General features: G+C 66.9%; 9 protein-coding genes. 3 read left to right on the forward strand and 6 right to left on the reverse strand.

Annotated elements, in window-relative coordinates; genetic code table 11:
- Nucleotides 1-15: 15 nt before the first annotated feature.
- From NP80_RS11435 to NP80_RS11460, 5 genes are all read right to left on the reverse strand, one after another.
- Nucleotides 16-4,074: a YadA-like family protein gene (locus NP80_RS11435; RefSeq protein ID WP_006410883.1), complete on the reverse strand. Its 4,059-nt coding sequence runs from the start codon at nt 4,072-4,074 to the stop codon at nt 16-18.
- Nucleotides 4,075-4,723: 649 nt separating this feature from the next.
- Nucleotides 4,724-7,081, reverse strand: coding sequence for a CHASE2 domain-containing protein (locus NP80_RS11440; protein ID WP_006411481.1), 2,358 nt, complete (start codon nt 7,079-7,081; stop codon nt 4,724-4,726).
- 39 nt (nt 7,082-7,120) lie between these two features.
- Nucleotides 7,121-7,900, reverse strand: a complete 780-nt coding sequence (locus tag NP80_RS11445) for a response regulator transcription factor (protein WP_006411483.1) — start codon at nt 7,898-7,900, stop codon at nt 7,121-7,123.
- Nucleotides 7,901-9,127: 1,227 nt separating this feature from the next.
- Complete coding sequence (locus NP80_RS11455) at nt 9,128-9,358, reverse strand: hypothetical protein (RefSeq protein WP_006405996.1); 231 nt, start codon at nt 9,356-9,358, stop codon at nt 9,128-9,130.
- A gap of 176 nt (nt 9,359-9,534) precedes the next feature.
- Nucleotides 9,535-10,440, reverse strand: coding sequence for a hypothetical protein (locus NP80_RS11460; protein ID WP_006405993.1), 906 nt, complete (start codon nt 10,438-10,440; stop codon nt 9,535-9,537).
- A 79-nt stretch (nt 10,441-10,519) separates the two neighbouring features.
- Here NP80_RS11460 and NP80_RS11465 point away from each other — a divergent pair, with 79 nt between their 5' ends.
- The 3 genes from NP80_RS11465 (at nt 10,520) to NP80_RS11470 (ending at nt 14,377) form a co-directional block, all read left to right on the forward strand.
- Nucleotides 10,520-10,858 carry a helix-turn-helix domain-containing protein gene (locus NP80_RS11465; RefSeq protein WP_006396323.1) on the forward strand — a complete coding sequence of 113 codons (339 nt, stop codon included), beginning with the start codon at nt 10,520-10,522 and terminating at the stop codon, nt 10,856-10,858.
- A 12-nt stretch (nt 10,859-10,870) separates the two neighbouring features.
- A complete protein-coding gene (locus NP80_RS30795) occupies nt 10,871-11,296 on the forward strand; it encodes a hypothetical protein (RefSeq protein ID WP_139094079.1) in 426 nt (141 codons plus the stop codon).
- A gap of 93 nt (nt 11,297-11,389) precedes the next feature.
- A complete protein-coding gene (locus NP80_RS11470; protein WP_006411482.1) occupies nt 11,390-14,377 on the forward strand; it encodes an amino acid adenylation domain-containing protein in 2,988 nt (995 codons plus the stop codon).
- A gap of 67 nt (nt 14,378-14,444) precedes the next feature.
- Here the strand turns inward: NP80_RS11470 and NP80_RS11475 are convergent, their stop codons facing one another.
- Complete coding sequence (locus NP80_RS11475; protein ID WP_006405990.1) at nt 14,445-14,927, reverse strand: OsmC family protein; 483 nt, start codon at nt 14,925-14,927, stop codon at nt 14,445-14,447.
- Between the last annotated feature and the right edge of the window lie 31 nt (nt 14,928-14,958).

A 14,958-nucleotide genomic window follows, 5' to 3' on the forward strand; every position in this document is an offset into this window, starting at 1 on the left:
ACTCGCCTCGTCGCGTTACCACTGATAGCCCGCGCCGACCACGGCGCCGTACGTGCCGCGCGTATTCGTCGAGACGGCCGCCTTGTAGATCCAGTGGTTGTTCTCCGAAATCGTCGAGATGCCGAGCGCCTGCCCCGACTGCCCGCGATACACGCTGCCCGCGATCGCGACCATGCTCTTGCCCGGGCCGGACGGCTGCGGCAGCCCCGCGATGGCCATCGCCGTCGCCGTGCCACCGTCCGCATCGCGGCGATACGAGTCGAGGCTGTTGCGCAGGCCCGCGATCTGGCCGTCGGTGTAGCTGTTCGCCTGCGACAGCGTGTTGCTGAGGCCCGCGTTCAACTGGTTCACGTTCACCGCATCGGTGCCCTGCGTGCCGGCCGCGACGTTGACGATCTGACGCGCCGAATCCGCCGAGCCCACCGCGACGACGTTCGAGCGGCCGCCGTCGTTGCTGCCGTTGCCGATCGCCGTCGAGTTGTTGCCCGATGCGCTCGCGCCCACGCCGATCGCGGTCGAGCCGTTGCCCGACGCGAGCGCGTTATTGCCGACCGCCGTGCTGTTCGAGCCGGACGCCACCGCACCGGAGCCGCCCGCCGACGAATTGGGCCCCGTCGAGCCCGGCGGCACATTGGAGCCGTCCGGGTTCGTCGTGTAGCTGCCGCCGAGGTTCGACGTGCGCTGATCGATCAGCGTCGTCAACTGATCCGCGACCGCATTGAGCTGCGACACGTTGACTGCATCGGTGCCCGCCATCCCGGCTGCGAGGCCCGTGATCTGACGATTGCCGACGTTCACTTCGCCGGCCGACGATTGCGGCGTGCTCAACCCGTACGCGATGTAGTTCGTCAGCGCGCCGACCGTCGTCAGCGAGCCGGCGCCGAGCGCGACGCTGTTCGCGAACGTCGACGATGCGCCGGCGCCGAGCGCCAGTGCGTCCGTCGCGGTGCTGCGCGCGCCCGAGCCGAGCGCAACGCTGCCGACGCTGACCGCCACCGCGTTCGCGCCTTGCGCGACCGACTGCGCGCCCGTCGCCGTCGCGCCGCTGCCGAGTGCTATCGCATCGGCCTGCGCGGAGCTGGCCGCCTGACCGATCGCGACGCCGCCCGGTGCGGTCGAATCGACAATCGCGCCGTTGCCGATCCCGACGCCGTTGTCGCCGTTGACGACCGTCGTCGGGCCGACCGCGATCGATTCGGCGCCGACCGCGAGCGAATCGGCACGCGTCGAATTCGCGTGGAAGTACAGCTGGCCAGTCACCGCGAACGACTGCAGCGCGCCGGTCAGCTGCCGCACGGTCACTGCGTCCTGCTGGCCGGTGCCGTCCGCGACGTTCGTGATCTGACGATAGGTCTTGCTCGTCGCATCGCCGACCGAGACTGCGCCGAGCAGCGTCTGATCGGTCGTGTCGAACGGAATCGACGCGCTGCCGTTGCGCATGATGCCGGACGCCGGCACGGTTGCGCGATCGGCGACCGAGCCCGCACCGAGCGCGATGCTGCCGTCCACGCGCGAGATCGCGTTCGGGCCGATCGCGACGCTGTCGAGGCCGAGCGCCTGGCTGTCGGGCGCCGTCGAGTTCGCGTGGAAATACTTGATCCCGTGCTCGTTGATGTTGTCGAGGGCGGAGCCGACGTTGTTGTTGATCGTCGTCGAGCCGTCGGTGTTGTATGTGACGTACGACGGTGCGGAGATCGTGCCCGTCGTCGGGTCGTAGGTCGCGCCGCCGCCGATCGCGCCGGCCGTGCTGTTGCCGAGATTGTTGTTGTTCGACGTGATCGCACTGACGGTGGTGGACAGCGAGGCCACGTTGCTGGTCGTCGAGCTGAGGCCCGTCGACAGCGATGCGACGTTGCTGTTCGTCGAGCTGAGGCCTGTCGACAGCGATGCGACGCTGCTGGTCGTCGAGCTGAGACCCGTCGACAGCGACGCGACATTGCTGTTCGTCGAGCTGAGGCCTGTCGACAGCGATGCGACGTTGCTGGTCGTCGAGCTGAGGCCTGTCGACAGCGATGCGACGTTGCTGGTCGTCGAGCTGAGACCCGTCGACAGCGACGCGACATTGCTGTTCGTCGAACTAAGACCCGTCGACAACGACGTAATGCCCGACATCGTCGACGTCGACAGCGAATCGATCGCCACGTTCGTCGCATACAGCTGCGAGCCGTTGATCGCGTCGGTCGAACCGGCGGTGATCTGACCGGCCGCGACGTTCTGGATCTGACGCGGTGCAGTCGCCGAACCGACGCTCACGACGTCGCCGGCCGCCGGCGTGCCGCCCGCGAACGTATACGTGTTCCCGCCGATGACCGCGTTCGGCGTCTGCACGGCGGACGACACCGTCGACGCATTGCCGAGCACGACCGCGCCGTCGAAGCCGGTGGGCACGGACACACCGCTGCCCACGACGAACGCGTTGTTGGAATTGATCGTGTTGTTGTTGCCGAGCGAGTACGAACCCGAGCCGGTAATCGTGCTCGGATCGCCGATCGCCGCCGAATTCGCGCCGCTCACGACGTTGCCCGTGCCGATGCTGATCGAGTTCGCGCCGGACGCCTGCGCGCCCGTACCCATCGCGATCGCGTTGGCGCCCGACGCCTGCGCATTCAGACCGATCGACGTGGTGCCGCTCGCCGCGACGCCGATGCCCGCGTTCGTGCCGATTGCGACGTTGTCGTTGCCCGATACGAGGTTGCCCGCGGAAGCGGCCAGCGCACCGTTATACGTGACCGTGCCGTCGCCTGTGCCCATCGCGACGTTGCGGGTGCCGGTGACACCTGAGCCCGCGCCTCGCATCGCGCTCGCGATACCGCCGCCGACCGCGGTGTTCTGCGCGCCGCTGACGAGCGTGCCGGTTGCAAGACCGACGGCGACCGACCCGGTATTCGCGGTGGTCGAGCCCGCACCCGCACCCTGGCCCGCCGCGACGGTGCCGTCGCCGATCGCGATCGCCTGCCCGCCGATCGCGAGTGCCGTATTGCCGCTTGCTTTCGCGCCGTTGCCGACCGCCGTGGCGGCAGCGTTCGTCGCCTGCGCGTTCGGGCCCAGCGCAACGGCGTTGGCAGCCGTCGCCTGCGCGCTGATACCCATCGCCACACCGTAGAATCCGGTCGCCACGCTCTGCCACCCGAGCGCAATCGCATACTGGTCGGTCGCGCTGGCCGCGGTGCCCAATGCGATCGCACCTTGCTGCGTGGCCATCGCGCCTGCGCCGGCGGCGAACGCGTCCTGCGCCGACGCGATCGCGTTGCCGCCCAACGCGATCGCCTGCAGCGCGCTGGCCGATGCCGAATCGCCGATCGCGACCGACTGACCCGACCCGTGCGTGGCTGCTCCCGCGCCGCCCGACGCGAATGCGCCCGGGCCGATCGCGACGTTGTTGGTGTCGCTCGGCGCCGTCGTGCCGGCCGTCGCCGTACCGACCGCGACCGAGCCTGCAGTTACCGAATTCGCGAATGCGCCGAGCGCCGACGCATTGTCGCCCGATGCCGTGGCCCCTGCGCCGAGCGCAACCGACGTCACGCCGGACGAGCCGCTGTTCGTGCCGATCGAGATGGATTGCGTGCCGCTTGCCCTGGCGTTCGCCATCAGCGCCATCGAGTTCGTGCCGGACGCGGTCGACTGATAGCCGACCGCAACCGCATTACCGCTTGACGCGATTGAGTTACTGCCTAATGCGACCGCACCGGTTCCCGTCGCCTGCGCGACGGGTCCCAACGCCATTGCACCCGTATTGTTCGCGACTGCGCTCACGCCAACCGCGACCGAATTGATGCCGCTCGCTGTTGTCGTACACCCGATGGCAATGCCATTACTCGTCGTCGCTGTTGCCGTCCCCGGGCAATTCGTGCCGGAAACCGCCACCTGCGCTGCCGCGCCGCCGGACCACATCGCCATGCTGCCCAGCACAGCCAACGTCGCGGACTTCAGCGCGACCGTCGTGCCGGCGCCGGCCTGCCCCTTGCCGTTGGCCCGATCGAGTTCGGATACCGCGACGATCACGCCGCGTGCCGCGTTCCACACAGTTCGGTAAGTTCGATTCATAGATTTCTGCCGGTAAGCGGCGCGCGCCATTCACGCACTCGGTCGGGATGCGGACGCAGGCACGTACTGAATCTCCGTGAATCCGCGTCGCGTTCGTGCTGGCGCAAACCGGCCAGCCCCGAATGCCGGGGTGCGAGGAATGTCTGTCGAGCCGTATGAAAACTGTTTTTTTATCGGGGGACGAGGTCTTGCGGCAAAACGATTTCAGACGATCGATCGCACTCGACGGGCGAAAAATCCGCGATTTAAGACGCGCGAATTTTTAATGCCTTTTTTGGGGCATTTTCGATTAACCGAAACCGGCAAGAACCCGCTGAAACACAGAATAAGGGAAACCGATTCCGGCCAGAGAGGAGGCAAATCTGAACAATTGTGACTGAAATGTAAACAAAGAAAACGGTGGCGCTCCGATACCGGAACGGCGCGGCTTTGCGGCCGCTCTCACGCCCGCCCGGCGCGCCTGGAACGGCTGAACGCGATGGTTTTTCGCCACAGAATCGAGGCGCGGCAAATGGATTTTCGATAACGCGAGCGATGCGTTAAACTGTAAGATCTTTTCAAAGTCGCGGAAAATCCCTATATCGCTGCGCGACGCGATACGTATGCACTCGCTTTCGAGTGGACAGGGGAATCGGAAGAAAATTCCGGATGCGTGATTTCGGCGCGCGCGCGCCGGCGTTCAACTGTCGCGTCGCGCGACGTTGCGAGGCAGCAGCACGGTAAATACGGAACCGCGTCCGACCGCACTTTCGACGTGGATTTCGCCGCCGAGCGCATCGACCACCTGCTTGACGAACGCGAGCCCGAGGCCATGCCCGGCGGTCGCGCCACGCGCGTCGACACGGAAGAACTCGGTGAACAGATTCGGCAGCTGATGGGCCGGTATGCCGATGCCCGTATCGGCGACGCTCACGCACCAGCGTCCGTCGCGCTCGTCGGCCGATACGGTGACGGTCGCCCCTTCGGGGCTGAACCGCACCGCGTTGTCGATCAGATTCGCGAACGCGCGGCGCAACAGCAACGCATCGGCAACGACGAGCATGCCCGGTTCGGCGAACAGTCGGATCCTGACCCGCTTCGCGCTCGCATGCGCCCACAGGTCGTCGACCGCGTCGCCGAGCAGCGGCGCGAGGTCGACTTCCGTCGCTTTCGATGCGCGCGCCTGCGCGCGTGCCAGGAGCAGGAACTGATCGGCGAGCGTGAGCGTCCAGCGCGCATAGTGACCGACGAGATCGGCGAACTGCGCTTCGGACAAGTCGGCCGGCGTCTGACGACGCTGCTCGATCAGCGCGAGGATCGCGGCTTGCGGCGAACGCATGTCGTGCGACAGAAAGCGCAGCGCCGCATCGCGCTGGCGTTCGGCCGCCCGCATCGGCGTGACGTCCGCGACGTGGAAGATCACCATCGCGTCGCCCGCTTCGTGTGCAGGCACGATCGCGCATTTGACCAGCAGCGAGCGCTGTCGCGCATCGACGATCTCGAGGCCGTCCATCGGCGCGGCGGGCTCGCTTGCGGTCGCGGCGCCGCTGCGTTGCGCGAGCGTCTGCAGCGCGCGGCGCGCATACTGCGCTGCGTCGTCCGACGCCGTCATCTCGCGCAGCATCTGCGCCGCATGGCAGCCCGTCGCCGGCCGCGGCGAACTGCGCCGCTCAGGATCGACGCCGTAGAGCGCGAGCGCCCTGCGGTTCGCGAGCATGACCGCACCCGACGCGGATGCGACGAGCGTCGCTTCGGGCAGGCTGTTCATCCACTCGGAAATCAAACGCGCCGAACGCCGCAGCCGGTCGATCATCGCGCTCATCACGAGCACGCGCCGGCGGAACGGGTCGGTCGCGTTCGGGCAAATCGGCGCGTCGCCGGGCAGGCCCGGATCGGCCATCGCACACTCGGCTTCGCGCGTCAGATACTGCAGCAGCGCTTCCTGCCGCCGCCACGCACTGAACGCGTACGCGCACAAGCAGGCGGCCACCGCCGGCGCCGGAAAGAAGAACAGATGGGCCGTTTTCAGCATCAGCAGCGACATGCCGCCCGCAAAGACCGCCGTGCCGATCGATGCGAGCAGCGCGGCACGTGGACCGAGCATGCCGAGCGCCGCGCACAGCCACGGTAGCACCGACAGACTGAACAGCAACTGGCCGCCCCACGACGCGCGGCGCACGAGCGACCCGCTCGCGAGCGCGTACGTCGCCTGCGCGACGAACTCGACACCGGTGCGCGACCGCGGTTCGCTGCCCGGCGTGATGAAGTGCGTGTCGGCCGTGCTCGTGGTCGGCCCGATCAGCACGATCGCGTCCTTCAGCAAGCCGGGCGCGACGCGTCCTTCGAGCGCGTCGAGGAAAGCGATCGTCCGATACGACGGACGCGAAGCAAACGGCACATAGCGGCGGCACGCACCGCTCCAGCGCAGCATGTCGTGCTCGGGCCGCTCGCCGCAGCGCGCGAACGGCACGCCGCTCGCACGCAACAGCGCGACGCTCATATGCTCGTAGTCGGTATGCGGCGGCCCCTCGCGCAGATAAAAGCTGCGCGATACGCGATCCGCGTCCGGCACGGCGTTCACGTGTGCGACCGCGAATGCGGCCGCCGCGATCGGCGCGAGCGGCGGCACCGCGTTCGTCTCCCCGTCCTCGTCGACGGCGACCACCGGCAGCACCACGCGACCGTTGCGCTCGGCCGCGCGGGCAAGCCACGCGTCGCCGGCCGGCAGGATTCTGCCGGGATGCGTGAGCGCGACGTCGAGCCCGACAGCCGCGACACCGGCTTCGGTCAGCCGGTCGATCAGCGCCGCGTAATCGGCGCGCTTGACCGGCCATCCGCCGAGCGCCTTCGCGCTCGCAGCGTCGATCGCGATCAGCACGATCTTGTGCGGCGACGGTCGCTGCAGCAAGGGCTGCACGATGTCGAAGAAGAACAGGTCCGCGCGGCGCAGCACGCCCGTCGCGGTCAACGACACGCAGAGCAGCAGCACGAACGCGGCGATCGCGATGCATTCGCGCACGAAACCCGAGGGCCCGTGCGCGGCGTCGACGCGCATCATATGTCGCTCACGGCACGCACTCGCACGAAGGGGGCGGACTCATTCACACTCGAATCCCGCCGGGGTCAGCGGCCGCGCGAGCGCCGGCTGCAGGCTCGGCCGATGCGCGGCCGCACTGTCGTGTGCGCGGCCTGACGATACGATCTCGAGCCGATATCCGTGCGTGTAGACGGAACTGAGCCGCAAGCCGTTTTCAGGGCCGAGTTCGAGCTTTTGCCGGATCCGGTAGATGTGCGTATCGAGCGTGCGCGAGTCGGGATCGAGTTCGCGTCCCCACGTACTGATACAGACGACCTTGCGCGACAGCAGCTTGCCGATGTTGCTGAAGAAGAATTCGACGAGATCGAATTCCTTCGGCGTGAGCTTGATCGGCTCGCCGCGCAACAGGATCGTGCGCTCGCGCGGGTTCAGCACGTAGTCGCCGGCGCGGATCGCGCCGGTTCGCGCCGCATCGCGCGTCGAGCGCATCAGCAGCGCGCTCACGCGGCTCGCGAATTCGGCGACACGAAACGGCTTCACGATGTAGTCGTCGGCGCCGGCGTCCATCGCGAGCACGATGTCGTCGTCGAGTGACTTGCTCGTCACGAACAGCACGGCAGGCGTCGTACCGAGCGTGCGGCGAATCCAGTACAGCACTTCGAAGCCGCTCATCCTCGGCAGCAGCCAGTCCAGAATCACGAGGTCGAACGGCTCGGCGCGCAGCCGCTGCTGCGCGTGCTCGCCGTCGCCCGCCACGACCGCTTCGTGGCCGAGCGACGCGACGACGCGCGCCGCAGCCTGCGCATGGACGGGATCATCTTCGACTATCAGCACACGCATCAGTGGGTCATCCTTGTCATCAGCAGCCGGGCGCCGCAGCGCGCGTCGTCCATGCGCACCATCGCGCGTTCACACACGAGCGCACACGCCGCGCACGAGCGACACATGAGCCGACCGTCGACATGCGTCCGCATCTCGCGTCGCGGCGCGCCGGCCGTCGCGTTCGCACCGCGTCGCCGCGCTGCACGATACGCGGCGGGCAGCCGACGCAACGCCTCCGCTGCACGCGCGCACCCGGGCCCGTGATGAAGCGGCGAGCGCCGCCAATCGGCGCGCGACCTACTCGACCGAGATCGCACAGCGATTGCCCCGCCCCGCACGCGTCCGCTCGTGACGGACGTCCGCATGCGACGCATGATGTCGAGCGCCGCCAGCGCACGGGTTGCCTGGAAGCGTCCATTGAGGTAGATGACGTACCTTTTTTGGGTCGTTCAGCCGGGCTCTTCGCATCTGGATGTATAGGGGTTGACGCGCCCTCGTCGGGCTACATGTGTTTCGATTGCGCGTATCGCCCGGTTACGACGTCCGGACGTTTCCCGCGGCGGAGATCGGTTCTCTTCTTCGGGAACCTGGCAATCTTTTCCGATTCGACGATACGATTCGCTGTATCGGTAACACTTGGTAACCCAAGCGCTGGCGGATTTTCGCACATGGGTTTTTATTTGTCATGCGAATAGCTGTGTCACGTCAAACTTACCGGTCGCATGCGCGCAGGCGCCGAGCGCGCGATCGCGACGCCTGCGTCGTGCACGGTTGCACGATGGCGATGCGGCACCGAATGCGTTCGTCGCGTTATCAGGCCGAAGCAGGCCAGCCTGCCTCATCGCGATCATCGCGATCCGGATCGAACGGGCGGCGGAGTTTGGCGCTCGCGGATCGTCGGCTTCGACGCGGAGCTAACTGAATGAATGAAGCGCCGACCATGCGGCAATGACCGGTCGAACGCACGGCGGCGTTCGCGGCGCGCGCTTCAGTTCAGGCGGGGAAAGACATCGCGAGCAAATCGTCCGACCATGTAGCATGCGGCCACGAGCGCTTGCGAGACGACGAGGCAGCGCAGCTTCGTTTCATACGCACGAAATTAAACGCACTTCATCGCTGCAAACGCACGCGAGGAGCACGCGACTCACGCGCGGAATTCGAACGCGGCGCGACGCATTCGAAGCGGCGCCGATATGCGAGAGCGCACAGCGTCACGCCGCACGGACGCCCGGAAAAACACGCGCGTCAATTGCGGCGCGCAGCATCCGCGCTCACGACGTGATCGAAGAACGCCTGCGCACGCGCGAGTTCGTCGAGTGCACGATCGAGCCGCGACATCGCGGCCGCGTATTCGGTGGACGCGCGTTCGTCATCGCCCTCGCCGCGCACTGCGCGAAACGCCTGATCGACATTGCGCGTCGCTTCGACGAAGCGTTGCGCGGCCCGGGCTTCTCGTGAACAGATGTGGGTCGACATCGACACTTCTCCCTCAGGTTGCGTGACGAAGCGGGCCGGCGCCCGATAGGCGGCTGCATGCCGACGCATCGACCGCCGCGCGGCGCGCTTCGACCCGATTGTCTCTCTGCGCTCGCCGAATCGCCACGGCGAGATTGCAACAAATTCTTGCGCCGGCAACACCGCCGACGCGCGCGTCACGCGCGCCCGACGCGCGGATGCGCGAGCGCGCCGAACGCAGACGCTTCGCCGGGCGACAGATCGAACAGATCGCCGGTGAACCCGCGCGCATGATCGGCCACGGGCCGCGTGCGCAAACGCGCGACATGCGCGGGCGCGACATACGCGGCGGCTGTTTCGATCGGCGGCACGTCGAACAGATCGCGTGTGAAGCCGCGCACCGCATCGGTCGACGAACGGCCGCGCAAGCGCGCGACGAGCTCCACGAAACGCTCGAAGTCGCCCGCGCGCGTCGCCTTGTTGACCTCCGCGAGATCGCGCGCCTTCAGCACGCTCGGCTGCGCGAGCCGCACGAAATACGGCGCCTCGAGTTCAACCGACAACGCGAGCGGATAGCTCTTGCCCGTTTGCTCCTTCGCGCGCCCGACGCAGTCGACGACGGCCGCGCCTTGCGCAGCGCCGAGCGGCTTGCCGGTACTGACGCTGCGCAGATGCTCGGGAAACACGCGCAGCTGCGTGCCGACCGTCAGCGCGGTGGACGACATGCAGACGAGCGCGTAGTGCTGCTCGCGACGGCGCCCTGACGGCAGCGTTGCACGGCTCGCGATGAACGCATGCGGCGGCAGCTGCCGCACCTGCCCGCTCGCATCGATCCACGCGTTCCACAGCAATGCGTCCTCGCGCTTGCGCTCGCCGCCGCGCGAGCGTGAGGCGACCGGCGAAAACAGCGCGAGCAGCGAACCGGTGCGATGCGCGGCGACTTGCGCGCTGCTGCCGAGCGGCTGGTTGATGCCCCACAGAAAGCGCCCGCCGCCGAGCCTGCGCTCCCATTCCTTGCGGAGCACGACGGTCGGCAGTTCGTCGCCGGACTCGGTACCGATCTTCGTCCAGCAGAACGTGGGAGGGAGGTGTTTCAGTGTCATCGACTTTCTCGGATACAGCCGCTCGCTGCAGACAGCAAGCCCATTCAACAACCGTAACTGTATAGGTATAATGCATCTCATGGAAGCCCCGGACAATGATTTTCCTGTTCAAGACCTGTTGCGCCATCTGTTGGCAGATACGCGCTCGTCCAGCGAAATCGCGCGGCTTTCGGGCGTCAGCCAGCCCACGGTGTCGCGTCTGAGGCTGTCGAAAGGGCAGCGGCTGCGGCGCAGCGCGCCATTCAATAAGCTATGCAGTTTCTACGGCCTCGATACCGCTCCTGCGCGGCGCCGCTACAACGATCTGCTGCGCGACGCGATCGTCGACGCATGGGACGGCTCCGACGAGCACGGGCGTGCGCTGCTGGTCGTGATTCAGGGCCTGAAGGATCTGCAGGCGAAGGCCGACGACGGCTGACGGCGCGCGCGCGTGGACGCAAACGCGCACACGAGGCGTCGGCAGACGAAACGAAACGGGCGGTGGCGAACGCAATTCGCCGCCGCCCGTTTTTCATTGGCGCGCCATAAAAAAAGCGAAACGAAACCCCGCTTAATTCAAGAAAAATTAAAAGTGGAATTACGTTTGCATTTTTTCGAGAACAAGCATATAAAGCCTGTGCGCCATCGCTTCAAAACGACATCGACCAAGCAAACGCCTCGGGGCCACGCACATGAGTTAGTCGCGCTCGTTGTCCGCCATCAAGACCGCCGCGTCTTTTTCGATTCATCCCGTCAAGCCGTTGTCTCGCCTGCTCGTCCAGGCGCGGCCGCTCGCGCGCCGCGCGCTGACGCACGCGCGATCGCGGCGGGGAAAGCCGTCGTCGTCATCGAGAAAAAATCGCGCGAAATGCAGTGATCGTCTATTGGTCGATCATTTGCGCGTTATTTACCCAACGATTTTTCATCCGTATTTGAAACTCGCCCACTGCAGTATCAAAGGAGAATTTTCATGGGAATTGAAACCATCGAATCGACCGTTCTGCACGCCTTTTCCGCACGCGTCGCAGAAGCGCCGAATCACACCGCGATTCTCGCGCGCGATGCGTCGCTGACCTACGGCGAACTGGACGCGCGCAGCAATCGCGTCGCGCGGGCGCTGATCGCACGCGGCGTCGCGCCGGGCAGCCTGGTTCCGGTCGAAGCCGTGCGCTCCGCCGATTTCCTCGTGGCGCTGCTCGGCGTGCTGAAGGCCGGCGCCGCCTACATTCCGATCGACGATGCGTATCCGGCGGAGCGCAAACGCCACATCTACGAACAAAGCGGTGCGACCGTCGCGCTCCACGCGCGCGCCAATGCGGCCGCCGAACCGTCGAGCGCGGGCGTCGCGCCGCTCGCGGTGGCGTCGCTGATCGGCGACGATGCGCCCGACGGCGAGCTGCGCACACCGGCGCCGCACGATCTGCTCTACGTGATCTTCACGTCGGGCACGACCGGCCGGCCGAAGGGCGTCGAGATCGAGCATCATGCGGTCGCGCGGCTGGTCGACTGGCACAACCGCGAGTTCGGCGTGACGGCAGCGAGCCGGATGCCGCTGATGGCCGGACTGAGTTTCGACATCTCGCAGTGGGAGATCTGGTCCGCGCTGACGGCCGGCGCGACGCTGCTGTTGCCCGACGAAGAGATCCGCCCCGACGCCGATGCACTCGTCGCGTTTCATCGCGACCATGCGACGACGCACGCGTTCGTCCCGACCGTGATGGTGCCCGACTTCGTACGCGCATCGCGCGGCAGCGATCTGGCGCTGCGCTACCTGTTCACGGCCGGCGAAAAGCTGCAGCCGGTCGACACCGACGGCGCGACCTACACGCTGATCGATTTCTACGGACCGACCGAGACGACGATCTTCGCGACGATGCATCGCGTGCCGAGCGCGACGCTCGGCCGCCCTTCGTCGATCGGCCATCCGGTGCCCGGCGCGACGATCCATGTGCTCGACGCGCAACTCGCGCCGCTGCCCGACGGCCAGGTCGGCGAGCTCTGCATCGCGGGCCCGTGCGTCGCTCGCGGCTATCTGAACGACCCGTCGCTCACGCACGACAAGTTCGTCGCGCTGCCGCACGATCGCTCGCGGCGGCTGTACCGCACGGGCGATCTCGGACGCCGGCTGCCCGACGGCTCGATCCAGTATCTCGGGCGCATGGACGATCAGTTGAAGATCCGCGGCCACCGTGTCGAACTCGGCGAGATCGCATCGGTGCTGTCGACGCAGCCCGGCATCCGCAAGTGCGCGGTGATTGCCGTCGAGGACGCGTCGAATGCGAAGGACATCGTCGCGTTCGTCGTGCCCGACGCGGAGCACGCGAACGGCGACGTGATCGGCTCGATCCGCACGCGGATCCGCGCGTGCCTGCCGCACTACATGCGTCCGCGCCGCTACGTCGTGCTGCCCGAGCTTCCCGTCACGTTGAACGGCAAGGTCGACAAGGCCGCGCTGCGCGAACTCGACGACGGCAGCGCGGCGCGCGCATCGCACGCGGGCTGGCGCGACGACCGCATCGACACCGCGATCGCGCGGACGCTCGCACCGATCCTCGGCCATACCGATTTCGGGCCGGCCGACAATTTCTTCGACATCGGCGGCCACTCGCTGCTGATCGCGGAGTTCGTGCGTCGCCTCGGCGAAACGTTGCGGATGAAGGTCTACGTGCGCGACGTGTACGAGTGTCCGACGGGCGCCGCGCTGCGCGAGCGCCTCGAAGCACGGCTCAACGAGCGGCAGTCGCTGCTCGATGCGGAGCCGGCGCGCGCGCTGCGCGACGACATCGCGCTGCCGGACGGCATCGCGTCGTTCCGCCCGTTCGATACGCGCCGGCTCGAACGGCCCGCGCATATCCTGCTGACGGGCGCGACGGGCTTCGTCGGCGTGCATCTGCTGGCCGATCTGCTCGAGCGCACCGACGCGGTCGTGCACTGTACGGTCCGCGCGGCCGATGGCGCATCCGCCCGCGCACGCATCGTCGAACAGGCGCAGCGCTATCGCGTCGCGCTGCCCGACTCGTCGCGCTGGGTCGCACATGCGGCGGACCTGTCGCTGCCGCGGCTCGGCATGAGCGATGCCGATTACCGCACGCTGGCGGGCTGCGTCGACGTGATCTATCACTCGGCGAGCGCGGTCAACTTCATTCAGCCGTATTCGTACATGCGCACCGACAACGTCGACGGGCTCAAGCGCGTGCTCGCGTTCGCGGCGGACGGCCAGCCGAAGGCACTCATGCTGCTGTCGACGATTTCGGTCTACAGCTGGGGCCATCTGCACACCGGCAAGACGACGGTGTCCGAAGACGACGACATCGATCAGAACCTGCCGGCCGTGATGACGGACATCGGCTACGTGCGCAGCAAATGGGTGATGGAGAAAGTGGCCGATCTCGCGGCGTCGCGCGGGCTGCCGCTGATGACGTTCCGCCTCGGCTACGCGACGTTCCATCGCGACACGGGGCTCAGCGCGAACTATCAGTGGTGGGGCCGGCTCGTGCGCACCTGCATCGATCAGCAGCAGATTCCCGATCTGCGCAATCTGCGCGAAGGGCTGACGACAGTCGACTACATGACGCGTGCGATCGCGCATATTTCGCGCAATCCGTCGGCGCTCGGCCACAAGTACAACCTCGTGCATACCGACGACAACAACCTGACGCTCCGGCAGTTCTTCGAGCGCCTCGAACGGCATTTCGGATTGCGCTTCGAGACCGTGCCGTTCCGTCAATGGCTCGACGGCTGGCAGCACGACACGGCCGCGCCGCTCTATCCGCTGCTGAGCCTGTTCCGCGACGTGATGTACGACGGACGCTCCACCGTCGAGCTCTATCAGGACACGTACCGGTGGCGCTGCGACCGCGTGCAGGCGGCACTACAGGGCAGCGGCATCGAGGAGCCGACGTTTACGCGCGACGAACTCGCGCGCTATCTGACGGAGTCGATCGGCCATCGCGTGTAACACACGGCAGGACCGGCGCAGCACGCACGATCGCACGAGCGATCCTGCGTGCGCGTCTACGGTGCCCTCATTGCGCGCGATGTTCCCACGTCCCTTCGACGTCGATCGTCGTGCGCACCGAATTCGCGAGAAAGCAGGCGTCGTGCGCGGCGTGATGCAGCGCCGCGACTTCGTCGTCGGTCGGCGCACGCTCGCCGCCGAACGTGACGGCCGGCTTCAGCACGATGCGCGTCACGACTTCCTTGCCGGCGTCGTTTTTCGCCATCGTGCCTTCGGCTGCGTCGCGATAGCGTGTCACGACGAAGCGCCGCTGCGCGGCGATCGACAGAAACCACAGCATGTGACAGCTCGACAGCGCGGCGACGAACGCCTCTTCCGGGTCGACTGCAGCCGGATCGGAGAACGGCACGCGCACGACGTGCGGCGAGCTCGACGCAGGCACCGTCACGCCGCCGTCGAAACGCCATTCGTGCCGGCGGCTGTAGCGGTTGTCGACGAACTTGTCGTCGGGGGCGGCCTGCCATTCCACTTCAGCGATGTACGTCGACATCGGGATTCCTTCGTAGACGAAAAAAATGCGT

Source organism: Burkholderia multivorans ATCC BAA-247 (genome assembly GCF_000959525.1).
GTDB lineage: Bacteria > Pseudomonadota > Gammaproteobacteria > Burkholderiales > Burkholderiaceae > Burkholderia > Burkholderia multivorans.

What these genes read in the sequence shown, in the direction of transcription:
- NP80_RS11435 (WP_006410883.1), bottom strand. Translation starts at nt 4,074, where the DNA reads ATGGCGCGCGCCGCTTACCGGCAGAAATCTATGAATCGAACTTACCGA.
- NP80_RS11440 (WP_006411481.1), bottom strand. Translation starts at nt 7,081, where the DNA reads ATGATGCGCGTCGACGCCGCGCACGGGCCCTCGGGTTTCGTGCGCGAA.
- NP80_RS11445 (WP_006411483.1), bottom strand. Translation starts at nt 7,900, where the DNA reads ATGCGTGTGCTGATAGTCGAAGATGATCCCGTCCATGCGCAGGCTGCG.
- NP80_RS11455 (WP_006405996.1), bottom strand. Translation starts at nt 9,358, where the DNA reads ATGTCGACCCACATCTGTTCACGAGAAGCCCGGGCCGCGCAACGCTTC.
- NP80_RS11460 (WP_006405993.1), bottom strand. Translation starts at nt 10,440, where the DNA reads ATGACACTGAAACACCTCCCTCCCACGTTCTGCTGGACGAAGATCGGT.
- NP80_RS11465 (WP_006396323.1), top strand. Translation starts at nt 10,520, where the DNA reads ATGGAAGCCCCGGACAATGATTTTCCTGTTCAAGACCTGTTGCGCCAT.
- NP80_RS11470 (WP_006411482.1), top strand. Translation starts at nt 11,390, where the DNA reads ATGGGAATTGAAACCATCGAATCGACCGTTCTGCACGCCTTTTCCGCA.
- NP80_RS11475 (WP_006405990.1), bottom strand. Translation starts at nt 14,927, where the DNA reads ATGTCGACGTACATCGCTGAAGTGGAATGGCAGGCCGCCCCCGACGAC.